This window comes from Cyanobacterium aponinum PCC 10605 (assembly GCF_000317675.1).
GTDB lineage: Bacteria > Cyanobacteriota > Cyanobacteriia > Cyanobacteriales > Cyanobacteriaceae > PCC-10605.
On record NC_019776.1, the window covers coordinates 2,927,530 to 2,945,220 of the forward strand.

Consider the following 17,691-nt stretch of genomic DNA (forward strand, 5'->3'; position numbering starts at 1 on the left):
GATTAATATATCCTTGATGAATAGTGTTAGGGTGAATAGATATTTCAGAAGTGTGATGTTAAAAGGGCAAACCCCCCTTTATCCCCCCTCGAGAGGGGGGAGGGCAAAGGAAAAATTAAGAATTAAGAATTAAAAACTTCGAACACTTATTACTCATTACTCGTTACTTATTACTTTCTCCAACACCTGCAACCTGAAACCTGAAACCTTATCTCCCTCTCCCCTCTCCCCTCATCTCCTCATCACCCTAACACCTGCAACCTGCAACCTGACACCTAACCTTATCAGATATTTTTAAACTAAACTGAGGTTAAAAAAGTCCACTTTGTCCATCTAAATTAGGTTGTACTTTAATACGTACTAAAACACAAGTTAGATTGTCATGACCATTTACTTGGTTGCCAAGGTCAATTATGTGAGCAACTCCTTCTTCTAAATTAGCCTTGGAACTAATTAAGGGTAAAAGGATTTTTTCCCAGTTACTTTCAAATAAATCATTATCATATAAACCATCGGAACACATTAAAAATAAGGTATCTTCTTTAATGTCTAAAAATCTGATGTCTGGATTAACAAAGCTATTATCTCTCGGACCTAGGGCTTGGGTTAATTGGTAAGCATCAGGGCGCGCATAAGCAATTTCTGGATCAACTCCTTGTCTGATTTCTGCTTGCGCAACACAATGATCTACGGTTAGTAGCTCTAAACCCCATTTACGGGTAACTCGATAAATTCGACTATCTCCCACATGCGCGATCGCAGCTTTTGTGTCTTGTACTAGAGTTAAAGTGAGAGTTGTTCCCATTCTACCAGCACCAACTTGTCCTTTATCCTTATTCAGAGAATAAATTGTTTCATTTGCATTTAAAATTCCTTCCCGAATAGTTTGAGCAGAAGGCAATTCATCACCCCAATTTTGTTGAAAATACTCCGACAAACACTTCACAGCCGTAGCACTCGCAACCTCACCTCCAGCATGACCCCCCATACCATCACAAACTAAAAAGAGTCCTTTTGCAGAAACATAAGTACCACGAGAACTTTCCGACTTTTTGATGGTTGTATCCATCGCAAAATAGTCCTCATTATGTCCTCGACGACGACCAATATCTGTTAATCCTACTTCTTTAACGCTTAATAAACGCATCGGTAAAACTAAAGTGGGTTGATCATCTCCATCACTGTTAATTTGCGTAGCTTGGGATTCAGAAGATAACTCATCATCTCCAAATGACTCAGCAATAGTATTTAATTCGTCACTCTCACCGAGAAAACTCAAATCTTCTTCTTCTAATAATGATTCAATTTCCGCTTGTTGAATAAGCAATTCTATTTCTGAACGCAATTGTTTCGCATCTTCTACTTCTCCTGACTCAATTTTGATCATCAAATCTGTGATCAACGACTCATAATCCTCTCCAAAATCAGCAATTAAATTAGCCCACGTTTCCACTAGCTCTCTCAACAGAGGAGGATCATTGTCAGAATCTTGATATATATGCTCTATTAAAAGTGTTTGGTTAAAATCAATTTTTAGGTTATTAATATGTAGTAAAGTAGAGCGACAATTAAGTTTACTAAGAGTTCTCCATAACTTAGTCATGGTTTGTAAATAACCTAGTATAGTCCCCTTGTCCGGGGTATTGTTTTGCCAATATTCCGTTAGAGTTTTAAATATTTGATTGTTGGTAACAATTACAACTTCCTGATCAAGTTGGGAATCTTGCCAAGCGTCTAAAAGTTCTGGTACGGTGGGATTATATTCAGTTAGAGTAAGATAAATAAAGGCTAAGTCTGGAATACCTACTTTTTTTAAATTATCCTTTTCAAAATCTTCTATTTTTTCCAAATTTTCATCTAATATGCTTTTTTGTTCGGGATTTATATCTACGACTTCTAAAGCAAAATATTGACGATTATTAATTTTTATATAAGGGGTGAGAGAACTGAGTTCTAATGAATTTACTAAAGCGTATTTGCTAGAAGATTGCCCTTTTGTTTCTTGTACGGTTTTAAAAGGGATATGGGGAGTTTTATCGGCAGGAGTGCTAATGATACATTTATAAATAGTCGTGTCAAAATCGCTCATGGACATATGGGGCTTTTTAGTTACTTATAATTAAACATTATAATTAGGTTCTATCTTCAAATACTATCAAATGCCAGAACTCGAAATCATTTTGCTAAAGTATTGTTAACAAAACCTGAGTTCGGGATAAATTTTCATCTATGAATGATGGAGAAAAGGGCAATGGGCAATGAGCAAGGGGCAAGGGGCAAAGGGCAAAGGGCAAGGGGCAAGGGGCAAGGGGCAAGGGGCAAGGGGCAAGGGGCAAGGGGCAAGGGGCAGAGGAAAAATTAAGAATTAAGAACACTCATTACTTTCTTCTAAAACCTGAAACCTGACACCTCATCCCCTCATCCCCCCATCTCTTAACTAATTCCGAACCCTGACATCTACCCTTATACGATATTCTTAAACCGAACTGAAGTTATGTTATTATTTTGCTGTAATATAGTTTTTGTTGATATTCAAAATTGAGCTTTTTATATAAATATCCCCCTTTAATTTCAGGCACTTTGGTTCGTCGTTACAAACGTTTTTTATCGGATATAGAATTAGATAATGGTGAATTAATTACAGCCCATTGTGCTAACACAGGACCAATGATAGGTTTATGTAAAGTAGGAAGCCGAGTCATGGTATCGAAAAGTGACAATCCCAAACGTAAACTTGCATATACTTGGGAAATGATCGATGTAGGAGAAGAAAATCATCCGATATGGGTAGGAATTAATACTGGTTTACCAAATCGTATTGTTAAACTTGCTTTGGAAAAACATATAATTAATGAGTTAGCACACCAATATACTCAGATTAAAAATGAAGTAAAATTTGGTCATGATGGCAAAAGTCGTATTGATTTTGTTTTAAAAGCAGAAGAATCTCAACCACCGATATATCTCGAAGTCAAAAACACAACCCTAGCAGAAAATAATATTGCTATGTTTCCAGATACGGAGACGATAAGGGGGCAAAAACATCTAAAAGAATTAATTGAATTATCTGCAGATGCTAAACCTGTAATGCTTTATTTTATTAATAGAAGTGATTGTAAACACTTTACTGTTGGTAGGGAGTTTGATCAGATTTATGGAAGACTATTTGATGAAGCCTTAGATAAAGGGGTAAAAATATTACCTTGTCGTTTTGATATTTCTCCTCAAGGGATAAACTACTTAGGTATAGCACAAATTCTTTAAGGACTTTTTTAATCAAAGATTTTTCTCAACGTTAAAGTTGGTTCTTGAATTACTTTTTATCTTGTTAGATAAGCTAGAATAATTATTGATAACAAATTTTGATGTGGAGACAAAGACAATGTCAAGACTAAAAAGTTGGGAATCTCCCCGTCGTCAAGGAAGAAATGACAAGGGAAAGGGGGGCTCTGCAAGAAAGCGACAGCTAAAGAAACGATTACAAATGTTGCGTAATCAATTAAAAAATAAAGGAGGGGAAAGTCATCTCTTCCTTTTTTTATGTTTGACAGAATTTATCAAGAGATATTAGCATCTTATGGCTGACAAAAAACGGCTAGGGAATATTATTCATGTAATAAAGCCCTTTTTTATGGAAAGCGATGGGGAAGAATTTTTTGACACTAAAAATCTTTACTTTTAATTTTCTAAATATTAAACCTCTTGCAAAACTAAAATGAATTTCTATGGCAAAATAGTCGATTTTCTCAACTTTTGCCTGAGAAAGCAACAAGTCTATTGACTCTGTGTCAAAGTATTATTACTCTTATTTAATTCCTAGCAACTTTAGCTTCTTAGTTTTGATACAATATCATTAATGTTATTAAGAACAAAAATAGATTATCAAATGTCATTGGAAGAAAGAATAAAATATTGCAGATGTTGATAAAATAAGACAAAGATAAAACAGTAAAATAGTTGAAATTAACTTTAAATTACGTTTATTTTCTTGTTTTTCAACAAGGAGTAGATTTTATTCTAGGTGATGTTTGCATTCTTAATAAAAAATCAATTTTCATTTGCATTCTTAATTAATTATATATTTTCATAACCAATCATAACCTCAGTATGCAGAATGCTTTTATCTTAACTTTATTGATATCTTTAATTTGTTTCTGTTTCTATAAAATATACCATTTAAATAAAAAAAATAGTCAATTAAGAAGGCAGTATTTAGAATATAAGCAAAAAAATACTCACATAGAAACTCTTAAAAATCAATTAGAAAATGACTTACAACATGAAAAAAATATTGTTTATGCCTATGAAATTTTATTTAAAGTTATACCCCAAGGAAATTTAGATATTTTTCAGCAATTAATTAGAATTATTCATCAAGACTTAAATTTAGAGTTAAGTTATTTTGTTTGGGCTGAAAAAAATGATCAATTTTCTATTTATTATTTATTAGATGATAAGTGGCAAAAAATCAGTATAAAAAAAACTATTGTAGATAATATTTTTCTCTTATTTAAAGATAAGTATTCTCAAAAAAGAAAATACTTTTTTGATAGTAATTTAGAAATAATAAAACGCCTTAACTTTAGTATTCAAAATATAAAAAAAGGACTAAATTTTTCTATTATACATTCTCAATTTAATAGTAATTACTTATTAGGTTTTTATAGTAACAATATCAATATTTTCGATGATAAAACTTTTGACTTCATTGATAAAATAATTAGTATTATTGAAAATGGGGTTGATAATAATTATTTAAATCAACAATTTTATTTATTAAGAAGAGCGATCGACTCTTGTCGAAACGGTGTTATAATTGCTTCTGCTCAAGAAGGCAATCCAATTGTTTTTGTCAATAAAGGTTTTGAAAATATCACTGGTTATTCTTTTGAAGAAATAAAAGGAAAAAATTGTCGTTTTTTGCAAAAAAATGATTGTCAAGAAACTGAAAAAAAAATATTTAGAGAGGCAATTCAAAATAAAGAAAGTCAAAAAATTGTATTAAGAAATTACCGCAAAAATGGAGAAGTTTTTTGGAATGAAGTTTATATCTCTCCAGTATATAACCAAGAAGGTAAGGTAATTAATTTCATTGGGATTCAAAATGATATTACTGATAAATATATAACAGAGCAAAAACTGCGGAAAAAAACTGCGGAAATAGAAACCTTAAATAAGCAACTAAATTTAGTCAATAAGCTAAATAATCTACCAAGTCAAAATTTACAACAAGTTTTTAATTATTATTTAGAAGAAATTACTAAAATTTTAGATTTGGATGTCGCCATAATCTCTGAAGTTTTCGGATATAGAGTCAGTATTACAGCTTCTTATAATCGATTTTCAGGAAATTTAGAAAACAATATCTATCTTCAAACAAATGAATTAGTTGATTATTTATCAACTAAGGTTATTCAACAACAGCAAATTATTAATACTGATTTTCTCAAAAAAGATGAATTTATAGTCAATAAACTAGAAGAATTTAATATTTATTTTTATCTGGGAATTCCTATTTTCATAAATAAAAAAATTTATGGAATTTTGCACTTTTTTAATGTTAATAAAAATAAAGCTAACTCTAATTATTCTAATAGCCTAATTGATTCAATCTCTCAGACAATTAGTAGAATAATTATTTCTCAAGAAATAGAACTAGAAAAAGAACAAATTAGTGTTGCACTCAAAGAAAGTCAGGAAAGGTTATACGATATATTATCATCTTTAGATGACGTTATTTGGTCAATTCATCCTCAAACATTACAATTAACTTATATTAATCAAGCTGGAGAAAAGTTATTTCAAACTTCCCTAAGCAAAATTCTAAAAAAAAGAACTTATTGGCTAGATTTAGTTAATCCTCAAGATAAGCAAAAGGTACAGGAATATTATGCTAATTTATTTAGTATATCTTTGTTAGGTGATGAAGTTAAATCCCATGATATTGAGTATGGAATTATCCTTGAAAATGGTACGGAAAAATATATTCGCGATCGCGCCAACATTGTTTATGATGAAAAAGGTAAAAAGCTAAGAATAGCCGGAATTTTAACAGATATTACCAATAGAACGATTACCAAACAAGCATTAGAAAAAAGTGAACAAGAATTTCGTTTAATATTTGAACTTGCTCCCATTGGTATGATTATCACAGATTTTGATGGTAATATTATTCAAGTTAATAATTCTTTATGTGATTTATTAAAATATTCTGCCATTGATTTATTGAATAAAAACGAAGCAACATTTTATCATCCTGATGATCAGGAAAAATCATCGTTTTTTAAGCATAAAATAATTACTGAAAATTTAGACCAATATAGTGAAGAAAGAAGATTTTTAGCAAGTAATGGTTCAATTGTTCATACCATTGTAAATATTACGGCTTTAAGAAATAACGAAAACAAAATTATTCAGTTTATTCAACAAATAGTAGATATATCTGAATTAAAAGTAATGGAACAACAAATATTTTATGATGCTTTTTATGATAAGTTAACAGGTTTACCCAATAGATTTTTACTAACAGATAGACTAAAACAATTTTTTAATATCCGTCAATATGACTCTCAAAAGTTGTGTGCAATTCTCCTCATTGATGTGGATAAATTTAAAAAAATTAATGATAGTTTAGGACATAAAATTGGAGATGAATTACTCAGAATAATTGCAGATAAAATTGTCGATTGCGTAACCGAGAAAGATACTGTTGCGAGAATAAGTAGTGACGAGTTTATTGTTTTGTTACCTGATATAACTTTGGAAAAAGAAGTCTATAATATAGTTGAGCAGATAAGAATTGCTTGTTTATTTAATACGACCCTACAGAATCAAGAAGTATATTCATCTGTTAGCATTGGGGTTACATTAAGTTCTTTTGGTTATAAAAAAGCAGAGGAAATGATACGAGATGCGGATATTGCCATGTATCATGCAAAAGAAAAAGGCGGAAATTGCTATCAAATATTTAGTGCTTCTATGCACACAGATTTACTTAAAAGATTAAATTTAGAATCAGCATTAGTTAAAGCGTTAGAAAATGAAGAATTAGAATTATATTATCAACCAATAATTAATTTAAAAACAGGGTTTATTGCTGGGTTTGAGGCTTTAATTCGTTGGCATAGTCCTAGTTTAGGATTTATTTCTCCTGTGGAATTTATTCCCATTGCAGAAGAAACCAGTTTAATTATACCATTGGGAAATTGGATTTTATCTCAAGCGGTGCAACAGATAGAAAAATGGGAAAAAGAATATCCTAATTTAGAATTATTTATAGCGGTTAACGTTTCTAGTAAACAATTATTACATCCTAATTTTCTTGATGAAATTGATAATATTTTGGAAGAAAATAATATTAATCGTAAACTCTTAAAAATTGAAATCACAGAAAGTATTTTAATGGATAATTTTGACTATGCCAAAGAAGTTTTAGAACAAATACAGGAGCGTAATTTAAAAATATCTTTAGATGATTTTGGAACAGGATATTCTTCTTTAAGTTATCTACATCGTTTACCGTTTAATACCCTAAAAATCGATCGCATCTTTATTCAACCCTTAACTTCTGCCAGTGTATCTAGCCCTATTGTAGAAGCAATTGTCAACCTAGCTCATAACCTTTCCTTAGATGTTGTTGCCGAAGGTATTGAGACGGAAATTCAAGAACAAATTTTAAAAAAAATTAACTGTAATTACGGACAAGGATACCTATATTCTCGTCCAGTGAATGGGAGGGATGCTGATAATTTAATCAAACAATGGTCTTAGAAGGCAATGGGCAAAGTAAAAAGGGCAAAGGAAAAATTAAGAATTAAAAATTAAAAACTCCGAACACTTATTACTCATTACTCGTTACTTATTACTTTCTCCAACACCTGCAACCTGAAACCTGAAACCTGACACCTTATCTCCCTCTCCCCTCATCTCCTCATCTCCCATCCCCTCTATAACAAACAGGAGTTGTACCGCCGGGGCGACTATAAGCGGATTTATTACCACATTCTCTCCCCATGGTGTCAATATCATAAGGACATTCGCACACACCAATTAAAGGCTTTCTTACTGGTTCAAGAATGGGAGACTGTCTTCCCCCAAAAGTGTTAAAAATAAATAATCCTAGCAGTAAAAATGCGGTCACTGAAAGTGCGGCTATGCCGAACGCACCTCCTGCCCACAGTAATATCGGACTAAAAATCGTCTTCCATAGGCTTTGAAGTGAGAAATTAGGAACTTTAGACGTATAATTAGTCAAATCAGACCAAAGAGGAGGATTAACTGCCAAATTTTGACAAATAACGGGCAACCAAGAAGAGCCGGGGGCTTTTTGTTCAAGATGATATAATTCCTGAATTTTCGCCTTTGCCTCTTTCACTGCTTGATATAAAGTTTCACCATTAGCATAGGCTTGAAGGAAAAATTTAAGAAATTCTTGGGCTACCTCATCGGGTACAGGTTCACGCATAATAATAGCTTGAGGTAGTTGTAAATCCGCAAGATTAAACCCCAATCCTAAACCATCACAAGAGTTAAAAATTGCTAACTCTAAGCCATTATAAACAGCTTTAGCAAGGGTATTTTTTAACTTCTGAATATCGATAGTTTCATAGGGATTAATTTGTAACAAGCCCGATTGGGTATTATTATTACTACTACTATGACCTGCAAAAAAGAGAATTTGCCAAGATTGCTCCCATAAAGGAGTTAATTCCGCTAAATTGGGTTGATCTAAAAAAACTACTTCCGCATTTGGTAAACTATTTAAAACTCGTCTATCTCTATCTACATCTATACCACGGCGATCGCCCAAAATTGCTAAAATTCTTACCTTACCCTTAGTATTAATATCACTACTACGACTGGGTTTTTGACAATTAGGTTTACTCAATGCAAACTCAGTATGAGGATAACGTTGCCACACATCCCATAGATACCAAGGTAATTGCCATAAACGTACATCGGCGGTTTGAATTACAAAACGAATTAAATCCTGTTGATCAAGATGAGGAAATAAATCAAATAATACCGACTGCACTAAAGAATCTTGTAACCATTGATTCAAATTAATTTCTAAGGCATTAATATAACCCAAACACTCATCTATCGCCACATTTGTCACTTGAGTTTGATTTGCCCCTAAACGCAAACAATTAGCTAAATTACGATAACTACATTGCCAGTCAATATAACTTTTGTATAAATTAGGAGCAGGGGGTAATTTTCCCTCCGTTTCTACTAATAACTCTCTGGTTTCGTCATGGCTAAGTCTGAGACTAAAGGGAAATCCGATGTCAAAACTTCCCTCACCTATTTTGAAGATAATTACTTTTTTAGCCATGTAGATAATTAATCCGCCATTATTCTTCTCAATAATACTTTATCAGAAATTTTATCTATCTAATAATTATAACCACACTGTAGAAGAACCATAAAAATTGAATAAATTGCTTCTTCATTCTTTTGCAGATAATCTGTTATGATTACTGAGAAAAATTTTATCTCAACTATTTTCTTTCTTGTTTACCCTAGGATATAATTTCAGGTTATGCCTCAATCTAATGATTCGATTCTTCAAGCGATTAACCTTTCTAAAAGTTTTGGTGGTTTAAAAGCAGTTCATCAAGCTAGTATAGATGTCAAAAATCATAGCATTACTGGTTTAATCGGTCCTAATGGTGCAGGAAAAAGTACTTTATTTAATCTCCTCTCCAATTTTTTAACCGCCGATGAAGGGCAAGTTTTATTTGAGGGAAATCCTGTGCAAAATTTACCTCCTCATCAGATTGCAAGATTGGGCTTTTTGCGAACATTTCAGGTTGCAAGGGTGTTGTCCCGTTTGACAGTTTTAGAGAATATGTTGTTGGGTACGCAAAATCAGATAGGAGAGCATTTATTTTCCGTATTGTTACAACCAAAAAAAATCAGGAAACAAGAGAGAGAGAGTAAAGAGAAAGCGATGAATATTTTGGAGTCGGTGGGGTTAGCAGAAAAAGCCTATGATTATGCTGGTGCGTTATCAGGTGGACAAAGAAAGTTATTAGAAATGGCTCGAACTTTAATGACTAATCCTAAGTTAATTTTACTGGATGAACCGGCGGCGGGAGTTAATCCCACTCTGATTAATCAAATTTGTGAGCATATTCTTAGTTGGAATCAACAGGGTATTTCTTTTCTAATTATTGAACATAATATGGACGTGATTATGTCTTTGTGTAGTCATGTTTGGGTGTTAGCAGAAGGTACTAATTTAGCAGATGGTACTCCAGAGGAAATACAAAATAATGAGCAAGTTTTGTCGGCTTATTTGGGAGAGTAATTAAGCAATAATTTCTGTTCTACGCAATAATATGTAAATTCAGGGAGGTTTCAGGTAACAGGTTTAATTCGTTATAATCTTAATGAAATGTATTAATAAATACGAATTTTAATTGACAAATAACTAAAAATATTATAAGAATCCTCCTCAGTAAGTTAAGCATGAATCAATCTCAGTGTATAGGGAAAGTATATTTAGTCGGTGCGGGTCCAGGAGATCCGGGGTTAATAACTGTTAAGGGCAAAGTCTTGTTGGAAATGGCGGATGTAGTAGTTTATGATGCTCTTGTTAGCCCTGAAATTTTGGCAATGATTAATCCCCAAGCAGAAAAAATTGATGCGGGGAAGCGCAGAGGCAGACATTCTCTTTTACAATCTGATACCACTAAGTTACTAATTAAAAAGGCTCGTCAACATCCCATCATTGTGCGTTTAAAGGGGGGAGACCCTTTTGTGTTTGGTAGGGGGGGAGAAGAAATGGAGGATTTGGTAGCCGCAGGAGTTGCCGTAGAGGTTGTCCCCGGTATTACGTCTGGTATTGCCGCCCCTGCTTATGCTGGTATTCCCGTTACCCATCGTAATTATAGCTCTTCTGTTACTTTCATTACTGGTCATGAAGCCGCAGGAAAATATCGTCCTCAAGTTAATTGGGGTGCGATCGCACAAAGCTCTGAAACTATTGTGATTTATATGGGAATACATAATTTAGGGCAAATTATCCCTCAGTTGAAGGAGGGAGGGTTAAAAGGTGATACAGATATTGCTTTAATTCGTTGGGGTACAACTCCTCAGCAGGAAGAATTATATGGTACTCTTGATGATATTTTATACAAGGTAGAAGCTCACAATTTTGAAGCACCTGCGATCGCAATTATTGGTCAGGTAGTTCAATTTAAAAATCAATTGGGAAATGAAAAATAATAAATAATAATTGGTTTTATTTTTAATTTAGTTAATTGTTAATTTGTGTCCATAAATGGTTTAATTCTGGCAAAATCAGCTTCTCTAAACCTAACTTTACCGCCCCCGTAGAACCGGGTAAAGAAAAGACCAATTTCCCCTGATAAACTCCTGCTAATGCCCTAGATGCGATCGCTCTTGAGCCAATTTCTTGGTAGCTTAAAAAACGGAATATTTCCCCAAAACCAGATAAAGTTTTATCCAGTAAATTTGCCAATACATCATAAGTATGATCCCGATTAGAAATGCCTGTACCACCATTAAAAATTAAACAGTGTACATTATCATTTTTAGCTATGTTTTTTAATGTTATTTCTATTAACTCTTTATTATCTTTAATAATTATATAATTAACAATCTTATGTCCCGATTTTATCAACAATTCTTGCATTATTTGTCCACTTTCATCATTAACAACAGTGCGACTGTCACTAACTGTTATAATGGCACAGTTGACGGAGATAAACTTCTTATCTGGATGGGGAATAGACACAATTTGAATTAACTATTTTGAGCTAAAAACTTGATCATAAACAAAATTATTATACCATCAAAATTAACAAAGTTTAGTGATATTTTATATTTAATTAAATTACCCTAACTCAAAGCTAGTAACACCAAAAATTTTATCAACAGGTAAAGAAGGAATTTCTCTATTATACATTCTTGCTGTTTCAAAAACTAAATTCAAATTATATTTATCAACTAAAATATTAGCTTGATGATTAACTTCAGGAATATCTAAATAAAAAGTTTTTCCTTCGGGAATATTAGATTGTAAAGCAACAAAAATTGATTCTGCAAAAGAAAAATTTTCTGCAAATAAAGGAGCAATTTTATATCCAAAATCACAAACTTTAACCATTCCATAACCTCTTAGTTTATCACACTCAATAATTCCTAAAACTTTACTTTCAGGTTGGCGAATCCATTGCTTAAGAAAATTGGTTCTGTCATCGGGAAAAAATTGTTTATCATAATTATTAATTATTTCAAAAGATATAGAAGATAAATCAATAACTGTTTTGTTTATTTCTATATTATGATTACTAATTCCTTGATAGCGAATATTTCGATAAGCCAACTTAAAACCAGATTTTCGGTAATTATCTTGTTGGCTAACAACTCCATCCAAACCAATATTTCTATCTGATAAACTTTTTATTGCCTCCTGCCAAATTTTTAAACCATAACCCTGTTTTCGATAGTCTGGTTTGACAATGTAAAAACCTATAAAACCAAATTTTTCTCCATACTTTACTGCAGAAATTGTTGCGATGAGTTGATTATTGATAAACCCGCCTAGAAATCCTCCTGAATCAGCTTGATAAAAACAATCTTTGTCATATAATCCCGGATTCCAGCCCTCTTGTTTTGCCCACTCTATAGGAAAATTTATTTCTTCGTAAGTTAGTTTTCTAATCCAATAATTTTCATCCATATTATTAATATTTTTAACCTAATTAAAGAACATTTTTTGTAAGTATAAATTCCTACAGTATTTTAATGATTAATTTGCTTAATTAAACTTAATAATTAATTGTAAAAATACTTAATAGAGAAAAGCCTATAAATGAGTTAATTTAAAGATAATAGAGAAAAGAGGTCAGAAAGATGTTTAACATAGCGTTTTCTCACGATCATAATAGACAAATAAATTGGTCTGCAATCATTTTATTTACTTTAGGATTTTGGCTTAGTGCTAGTTTTGTTTTGGATTTTGTCTTAATACCATCATTATCCGTTACAGGAATGATGACGGAAAGTGGATTTGCTAGTGCTGGTTTTGTGATTTTTGGTATTTTTAATCGAGTAGAATTAATTTGTGCTTCTCTGGTTTTAACCACTGCGTTGGTTTTTGGTTCACAACATTATTTCACTCAAAGAAAACAGGTTTTATCAATTATCTTTTCGAGTTTATTATTAGCTATTGCTTTAGCTTATACTTATGTTTTTACCCCTCATTTAACAGCATGGGGATTATGTTTAAATCAGTTTGGTGTTAATCAAACAATGCCCACAAATATGATTTCATGGCATGAAGGTTACTGGTTTTTAGAGTTAGTCAAATACATCTTAGCTGGTACTTTGTTACGTTGGAGTTATCAGGGTTTATTAGGTCATAATTAAAGACCATTATTTATCTGAGGTTACGCAAAAATATAATTAATTGTCGGTGAGAGGTAACAGGTGGTAGGTTAATAGTATATATAAGTTAAGTATTTTCAGGTGATGGCTTTAAATTAATTCTTTTTTCTTAATATGGAAGTCTGAGTTCAAGTCACACCCACCCTGAAACCTTATAAAACTAAACAGATGAATGAGTGCGTAACTTCAATTATTTATGGTTCTTTCAAAGAGGATAAGGATTAGTGGTGCAGAAAAGTATTGAAAAGCATATAAACTAATCTTAAGGGAAAGACTATAATGATCATCGATTTACCCCACAGTGAAATTAGCTATCATAAAAATTTTTGGTCTGAAAAAGAAGCTACTTTGTTGTTAGAAAAGTTGAAATCAGAAATACAATGGCAACAAAAAACAATAACATTATTCGGGAAAACTCATTTAGAACCCCGTTTAACGGCATGGTATGGTGATGAGGGTAAGATCTATACTTACTCTAATAGTACTATGTTTCCCCACAAGTGGAATAAAACTTTGATTACCATTAAAAATAGAATTGAAAACATTATCGGTATTGAGTTTAATAGCGTTTTACTAAACTATTATCGTCACGGGAAAGATAGTATGGGATGGCATAGCGATAACGAACCGGAATTAGGTAAAAATCCTGTGATAGCTTCTGCTAGTTTTGGGGGAGAAAGAAGATTTTTGTTAAAACCGAGGGATAAAAACCAATCTCAAAGAAAAGAAATTATTTTGCGTCATGGTAGTTTATTGATTATGGCAGGAGAAACTCAACATTATTGGTTACATCAAATTCCCAAAACCAGTAAACCTGTTTCTGAAAGAATTAATCTGACTTTTCGTTGGATTAAATAATGTAGATTTGGTTAAAAATAGTAAATAATGTTATCCCTAAAACGTTGGTTTTCCTAGACTGAAGTTAAGCTGTAAATAGTAATTGTTGACAAAAATCACATAACTTCACTATGACTAACTTATTAGATCAATTAAAACGATACACTACCGTTGTGGCAGATACAGGGGATATTCAAGCCATTAAAACCTTCACTCCTCAAGATGCTACGACAAATCCATCTCTGATTACTGCGGCCGCTCAAATGTCTGAGTATCAAAGTATTGTAGATGATACCCTCACTGAAGCGAGAAGGGAATTAGGGGCAGATGCCAAGGTTGATGAAGTGGTAAAATTAGCCATTGATTGGTTAGCGGTTGCTTTTGGCAGAAAAATTCTTGATATTGTGCCCGGGAGAGTTTCCACTGAAGTTGATGCCCGTTTATCTTATGATACTGAAGCTACGATCGAAAAAGCTCGTTATTTAATTTCTCAATATGAAAAAGCAGGTATCAGTAGAAAACGTATTTTAATCAAAATTGCATCCACATGGGAGGGAATTAGAGCCGCCGAAGTTCTTGAAAAAGAGGGAATACACTGTAATTTAACTCTTTTATTTGGTTTCCATCAAGCCGTAGCCTGTGCGGAGGCTGGAGTTACTTTAATTTCTCCGTTTGTGGGTAGAATCCTTGATTGGTACAAAAAAGAAACAGGTAGGGAAGATTTTCCTGGAGCGGAAGACCCCGGAGTACAATCTGTAACAGAAATTTATAATTATTATAAAAAGTTTGGTTACAAAACAGAAGTAATGGGAGCTAGTTTCCGTAATATCAGCGAAATTTGTGAATTAGCTGGATGTGACTTATTAACTATTTCTCCTAAACTATTAGAGCAATTACAAAATACAGAGGAAGAATTACCCCTCAAATTATCTGTAGAAAAAGCTCAAAAGATGGATATTGAAAAAATCACTGTGGACAAAGCTACTTTTGATAAAATGCACAGTGAGGACAGAATGGCAAATGAGAAGTTAGATGAGGGCATAAAAGGTTTTACAAAGGCTTTGGAAACTTTAGAGCAATTATTAGCTAGTCGTTTAGCGAGATTAGAAGGAGAAGAAACCTTAGCCCATGCAGTAGATGATATTTTCCATGTCTATGATTTAGATGGAGACGGTTTTATCACCCGTGAAGAATGGGCAGGGGCAGATGTGGTTTTTGATGCCCTTGATGCCAACCATGATGGTAAAATCACTCCTGAAGAAATGGCTTGTGGTTTAGGGGCTGTTGTTTATTTAGCGAAGGCTAGTTAAATTAAAGTCAAAAAGGGCAAGGGGTAAAGTTAAAAGGGTAATGGGCAGTGGGCAAAAGGCAAAAGGCAAACCCCTCTTTATCCCCCCTAAATAGGCAGAGCTGTTTCGTTACTCTGAAGAGCCTTATATTTTTTATCTCTTCCAATTTATCACTAATCTTTTTTGGTAAATCTTTATAATTATTCCATGTAGATACTTGACGTGTTATTTGTCTTCCATGACCAAAACTTTTTGGGATACAAGCCCCGTCGTTCACGACGGCTTTAATGGTACAATGAGGATGGTTGAAATCCCCACCTAAGTTTGCAGTCGATATACTGAGCCTTGAGCCGTGAAACCGAGCCTGAACCAGCAATAGGGAAATAGTTGAGGGGCAATGATTTAGTCAACCCTAAGACGATTCAAAAAAACTAAACCAGAATTTTAATTAGTTGCCGTCGGGCAGTCGGAAACTTAAAACGGACGTGGAGCAGACGTAAGACTATCCCATAGATAGCAGTAAGCTAAAATCAGCGTCAACCCCATTCAGCGACCTCACTTCTAAAGTGTGGCGTGGCGAGGAATTCTTGTGCGTTTACGACAAGGAGGATGTCAATATTATCTTGCTCAATATATACTGTATTTGGTCTATTTTCTTTTATAATTCTCTCAGGAGTAATATAAAGTTTTTTGATTCTTTTTTACAGGAATTAAATAATGATTATTTCTTTCATCAAACATAATGAGTGACAATTTATCTAATCATTTTAGTCAGAAATTATTGGATTTTGATCGCAATCATATTTGGCATCCCTACACATCATTAATTAATCCTTTACCGACTTATCCCATTGTCTGTGCCGAAGGAGTGAGGTTAATAATGGATAATGGGAAACAACTTATAGATGGAATGTCTAGTTGGTGGACTGCAATTCATGGGTATAACGTGCCAGAATTAAATCAGGTGGCAAATGAGCAGTTACAGAAAATGTCTCATGTTATGTTCGGAGGGATTACCCATAAACCAGCCATCTTACTATGTCAAAAACTGGTGGAAATTACCCCGAAGGGTTTAGAGAAAGTCTTTTTAGCGGATTCAGGTTCGGTTTCTGTAGAAGTAGCTCTGAAAATGGCAATACAGTTTCAACACTCCCTCGGACAACCCCAGAAAAATAAGTTTATGACTATCAGAAGGGGCTATCATGGTGATACAACAGGGGCAATGTCTGTATGTGATCCTGAAGGCGGTATGCACCACTTATTTAGGGATTTTTTACCGAAACATTTTTTTATAGAAAAGCCTCAGAAAAGATTTGGCGAAACCTATGAGGAGGAGGAGCTTTTTTTCTTAGAAGAATTTTTCCGTCTCCATAGTCATCAATGTGCAGGTTTTATTTTAGAGCCTATCGTACAAGGGGCGGGGGGAATGTGGTTTTATTCTTCTCAATTTTTAAAGAAAATAAAAAGTCTGTGCGAAGTCCATAATATGCTTCTAATTGCCGATGAAATCGCCACCGGTTTTGGGAGAACGGGAAAACTATTTGCTTGTGAACACGCTGGTATTTCTCCTGATATTCTTTGTCTGGGAAAAGCCTTAACGGGGGGTTATATGACCCTTGCGGCGACTATTTGCACCCAACGGGTAGCAGAAACTATTTGTCAGGGAGAAGCGGGTGTATTCATGCACGGACCCACTTTTATGGCTAATCCTTTGGCTTGTGCGATCGCATCTAAAAGTATTGAATTATTATTGAAGTCTGATTGGCAATCTAAGATACTGACCATTGAAAAAGAGTTAAAACAAGGGCTGAATGAAGCAAAAACCTTAGAAAATGTGAAGGATGTTAGGGTATTAGGTGCGATCGGTGTAATCGAACTTCATCAACCCGTTAATGTTGCCCATGCTCAAAAATTTTTTGTGGAAAAAGGGGTTTGGATTAGACCATTCAGGAATTTAATTTACATCATGCCTCCCTATATTATCAGCCAAAAAGATCTCAGATTATTAACTTCTACTATGGTTGACTATTGCCAAAAAATTAATACGTTGGTGAATTAAGCTATTATTTCTGCTAAATCTGACACCTACCGTTATCCAATATTCTTAAACCCAATTGAGATTACTTAGAACCGAAAGGAAAAT

14 protein-coding genes are annotated in these 17,691 nt (G+C 33.3%); 10 read left to right on the forward strand and 4 right to left on the reverse strand.

Annotated features, from left to right (window positions below; all coding sequences use genetic code 11):
* Positions 1-310: 310 nt before the first annotated feature.
* Complete coding sequence (locus CYAN10605_RS12275) at positions 311-2,089, reverse strand: serine/threonine phosphatase (RefSeq protein ID WP_015220271.1); 1,779 nt, start codon at positions 2,087-2,089, stop codon at positions 311-313.
* A 144-nt stretch (positions 2,090-2,233) separates the two neighbouring features.
* On the opposite strand from CYAN10605_RS12275, the gene CYAN10605_RS19325 reads away from it, so the two are divergent.
* The 4 genes from CYAN10605_RS19325 to CYAN10605_RS17900 all read left to right on the forward strand — a co-directional run bounded on the left by CYAN10605_RS19325 (position 2,234) and on the right by CYAN10605_RS17900 (position 7,770).
* On the forward strand, positions 2,234-2,362 hold the full coding sequence (locus CYAN10605_RS19325; RefSeq protein ID WP_277422479.1) for a hypothetical protein: 129 nt from the start codon (positions 2,234-2,236) through the stop codon (positions 2,360-2,362).
* A 176-nt stretch (positions 2,363-2,538) separates the two neighbouring features.
* Complete coding sequence (gene sfsA / locus CYAN10605_RS12280; RefSeq protein ID WP_015220272.1) at positions 2,539-3,264, forward strand: DNA/RNA nuclease SfsA; 726 nt, start codon at positions 2,539-2,541, stop codon at positions 3,262-3,264.
* Between the two features lie 118 nt (positions 3,265-3,382).
* Entirely contained in the window at positions 3,383-3,571 is a 189-nt protein-coding gene (locus tag CYAN10605_RS19395; protein WP_015220273.1) for a hypothetical protein, read from the forward strand.
* Positions 3,572-4,107: 536 nt separating this feature from the next.
* Positions 4,108-7,770, forward strand: a complete 3,663-nt coding sequence (locus tag CYAN10605_RS17900) for an EAL domain-containing protein (RefSeq protein ID WP_015220274.1) — start codon at positions 4,108-4,110, stop codon at positions 7,768-7,770.
* 160 nt (positions 7,771-7,930) lie between these two features.
* On the opposite strand, the gene CYAN10605_RS12295 is transcribed toward CYAN10605_RS17900, so the two are convergent.
* Positions 7,931-9,337, reverse strand: coding sequence for a CHAT domain-containing protein (locus CYAN10605_RS12295; protein WP_015220275.1), 1,407 nt, complete (start codon positions 9,335-9,337; stop codon positions 7,931-7,933).
* A gap of 207 nt (positions 9,338-9,544) precedes the next feature.
* On the opposite strand from CYAN10605_RS12295, the gene CYAN10605_RS12300 reads away from it, so the two are divergent.
* Both CYAN10605_RS12300 and cobA read left to right on the forward strand, forming a co-directional pair.
* The gene (locus tag CYAN10605_RS12300; RefSeq protein WP_015220276.1) at positions 9,545-10,315 is read left to right on the forward strand and encodes an ABC transporter ATP-binding protein; all 771 of its coding nucleotides are present in this window, start codon (positions 9,545-9,547) and stop codon (positions 10,313-10,315) included.
* A gap of 161 nt (positions 10,316-10,476) precedes the next feature.
* The gene (cobA, locus tag CYAN10605_RS12305; protein ID WP_015220277.1) at positions 10,477-11,235 is read left to right on the forward strand and encodes a uroporphyrinogen-III C-methyltransferase; all 759 of its coding nucleotides are present in this window, start codon (positions 10,477-10,479) and stop codon (positions 11,233-11,235) included.
* A gap of 31 nt (positions 11,236-11,266) precedes the next feature.
* Here cobA and CYAN10605_RS12310 read toward each other — a convergent pair whose 3' ends face one another.
* Positions 11,267-11,767 carry a MogA/MoaB family molybdenum cofactor biosynthesis protein gene (locus CYAN10605_RS12310; protein WP_015220278.1) on the reverse strand — a complete coding sequence of 167 codons (501 nt, stop codon included), beginning with the start codon at positions 11,765-11,767 and terminating at the stop codon, positions 11,267-11,269.
* 99 nt (positions 11,768-11,866) lie between these two features.
* Entirely contained in the window at positions 11,867-12,715 is an 849-nt protein-coding gene (locus CYAN10605_RS12315; RefSeq protein WP_015220279.1) for a GNAT family N-acetyltransferase, read from the reverse strand.
* A gap of 173 nt (positions 12,716-12,888) precedes the next feature.
* On the opposite strand from CYAN10605_RS12315, the gene CYAN10605_RS12320 reads away from it, so the two are divergent.
* The 4 genes from CYAN10605_RS12320 to bioA all read left to right on the forward strand — a co-directional run bounded on the left by CYAN10605_RS12320 (position 12,889) and on the right by bioA (position 17,607).
* Entirely contained in the window at positions 12,889-13,404 is a 516-nt protein-coding gene (locus tag CYAN10605_RS12320) for a hypothetical protein (protein WP_015220280.1), read from the forward strand.
* A 297-nt stretch (positions 13,405-13,701) separates the two neighbouring features.
* Positions 13,702-14,280, forward strand: a complete 579-nt coding sequence (locus CYAN10605_RS12325) for an alpha-ketoglutarate-dependent dioxygenase AlkB family protein (RefSeq protein WP_015220281.1) — start codon at positions 13,702-13,704, stop codon at positions 14,278-14,280.
* A 110-nt stretch (positions 14,281-14,390) separates the two neighbouring features.
* Complete coding sequence (locus CYAN10605_RS12330; RefSeq protein WP_015220282.1) at positions 14,391-15,569, forward strand: transaldolase; 1,179 nt, start codon at positions 14,391-14,393, stop codon at positions 15,567-15,569.
* A gap of 721 nt (positions 15,570-16,290) precedes the next feature.
* A complete protein-coding gene (gene bioA, locus CYAN10605_RS12340; protein ID WP_015220283.1) occupies positions 16,291-17,607 on the forward strand; it encodes an adenosylmethionine--8-amino-7-oxononanoate transaminase in 1,317 nt (438 codons plus the stop codon).
* The last annotated feature ends 84 nt before the right edge of the window (positions 17,608-17,691 follow it).

What these genes read in the sequence shown, in the direction of transcription:
- CYAN10605_RS12275 (WP_015220271.1), bottom strand. Translation starts at nt 2,089, where the DNA reads ATGAGCGATTTTGACACGACTATTTATAAATGTATCATTAGCACTCCT.
- CYAN10605_RS19325 (WP_277422479.1), top strand. Translation starts at nt 2,234, where the DNA reads ATGATGGAGAAAAGGGCAATGGGCAATGAGCAAGGGGCAAGGGGCAAA.
- CYAN10605_RS19395 (WP_015220273.1), top strand. Translation starts at nt 3,383, where the DNA reads ATGTCAAGACTAAAAAGTTGGGAATCTCCCCGTCGTCAAGGAAGAAAT.
- CYAN10605_RS17900 (WP_015220274.1), top strand. Translation starts at nt 4,108, where the DNA reads ATGCAGAATGCTTTTATCTTAACTTTATTGATATCTTTAATTTGTTTC.
- CYAN10605_RS12295 (WP_015220275.1), bottom strand. Translation starts at nt 9,337, where the DNA reads ATGGCTAAAAAAGTAATTATCTTCAAAATAGGTGAGGGAAGTTTTGAC.
- CYAN10605_RS12300 (WP_015220276.1), top strand. Translation starts at nt 9,545, where the DNA reads ATGCCTCAATCTAATGATTCGATTCTTCAAGCGATTAACCTTTCTAAA.
- cobA (WP_015220277.1), top strand. Translation starts at nt 10,477, where the DNA reads ATGAATCAATCTCAGTGTATAGGGAAAGTATATTTAGTCGGTGCGGGT.
- CYAN10605_RS12315 (WP_015220279.1), bottom strand. Translation starts at nt 12,715, where the DNA reads ATGGATGAAAATTATTGGATTAGAAAACTAACTTACGAAGAAATAAAT.
- CYAN10605_RS12320 (WP_015220280.1), top strand. Translation starts at nt 12,889, where the DNA reads ATGTTTAACATAGCGTTTTCTCACGATCATAATAGACAAATAAATTGG.
- CYAN10605_RS12325 (WP_015220281.1), top strand. Translation starts at nt 13,702, where the DNA reads ATGATCATCGATTTACCCCACAGTGAAATTAGCTATCATAAAAATTTT.
- CYAN10605_RS12330 (WP_015220282.1), top strand. Translation starts at nt 14,391, where the DNA reads ATGACTAACTTATTAGATCAATTAAAACGATACACTACCGTTGTGGCA.
- bioA (WP_015220283.1), top strand. Translation starts at nt 16,291, where the DNA reads ATGAGTGACAATTTATCTAATCATTTTAGTCAGAAATTATTGGATTTT.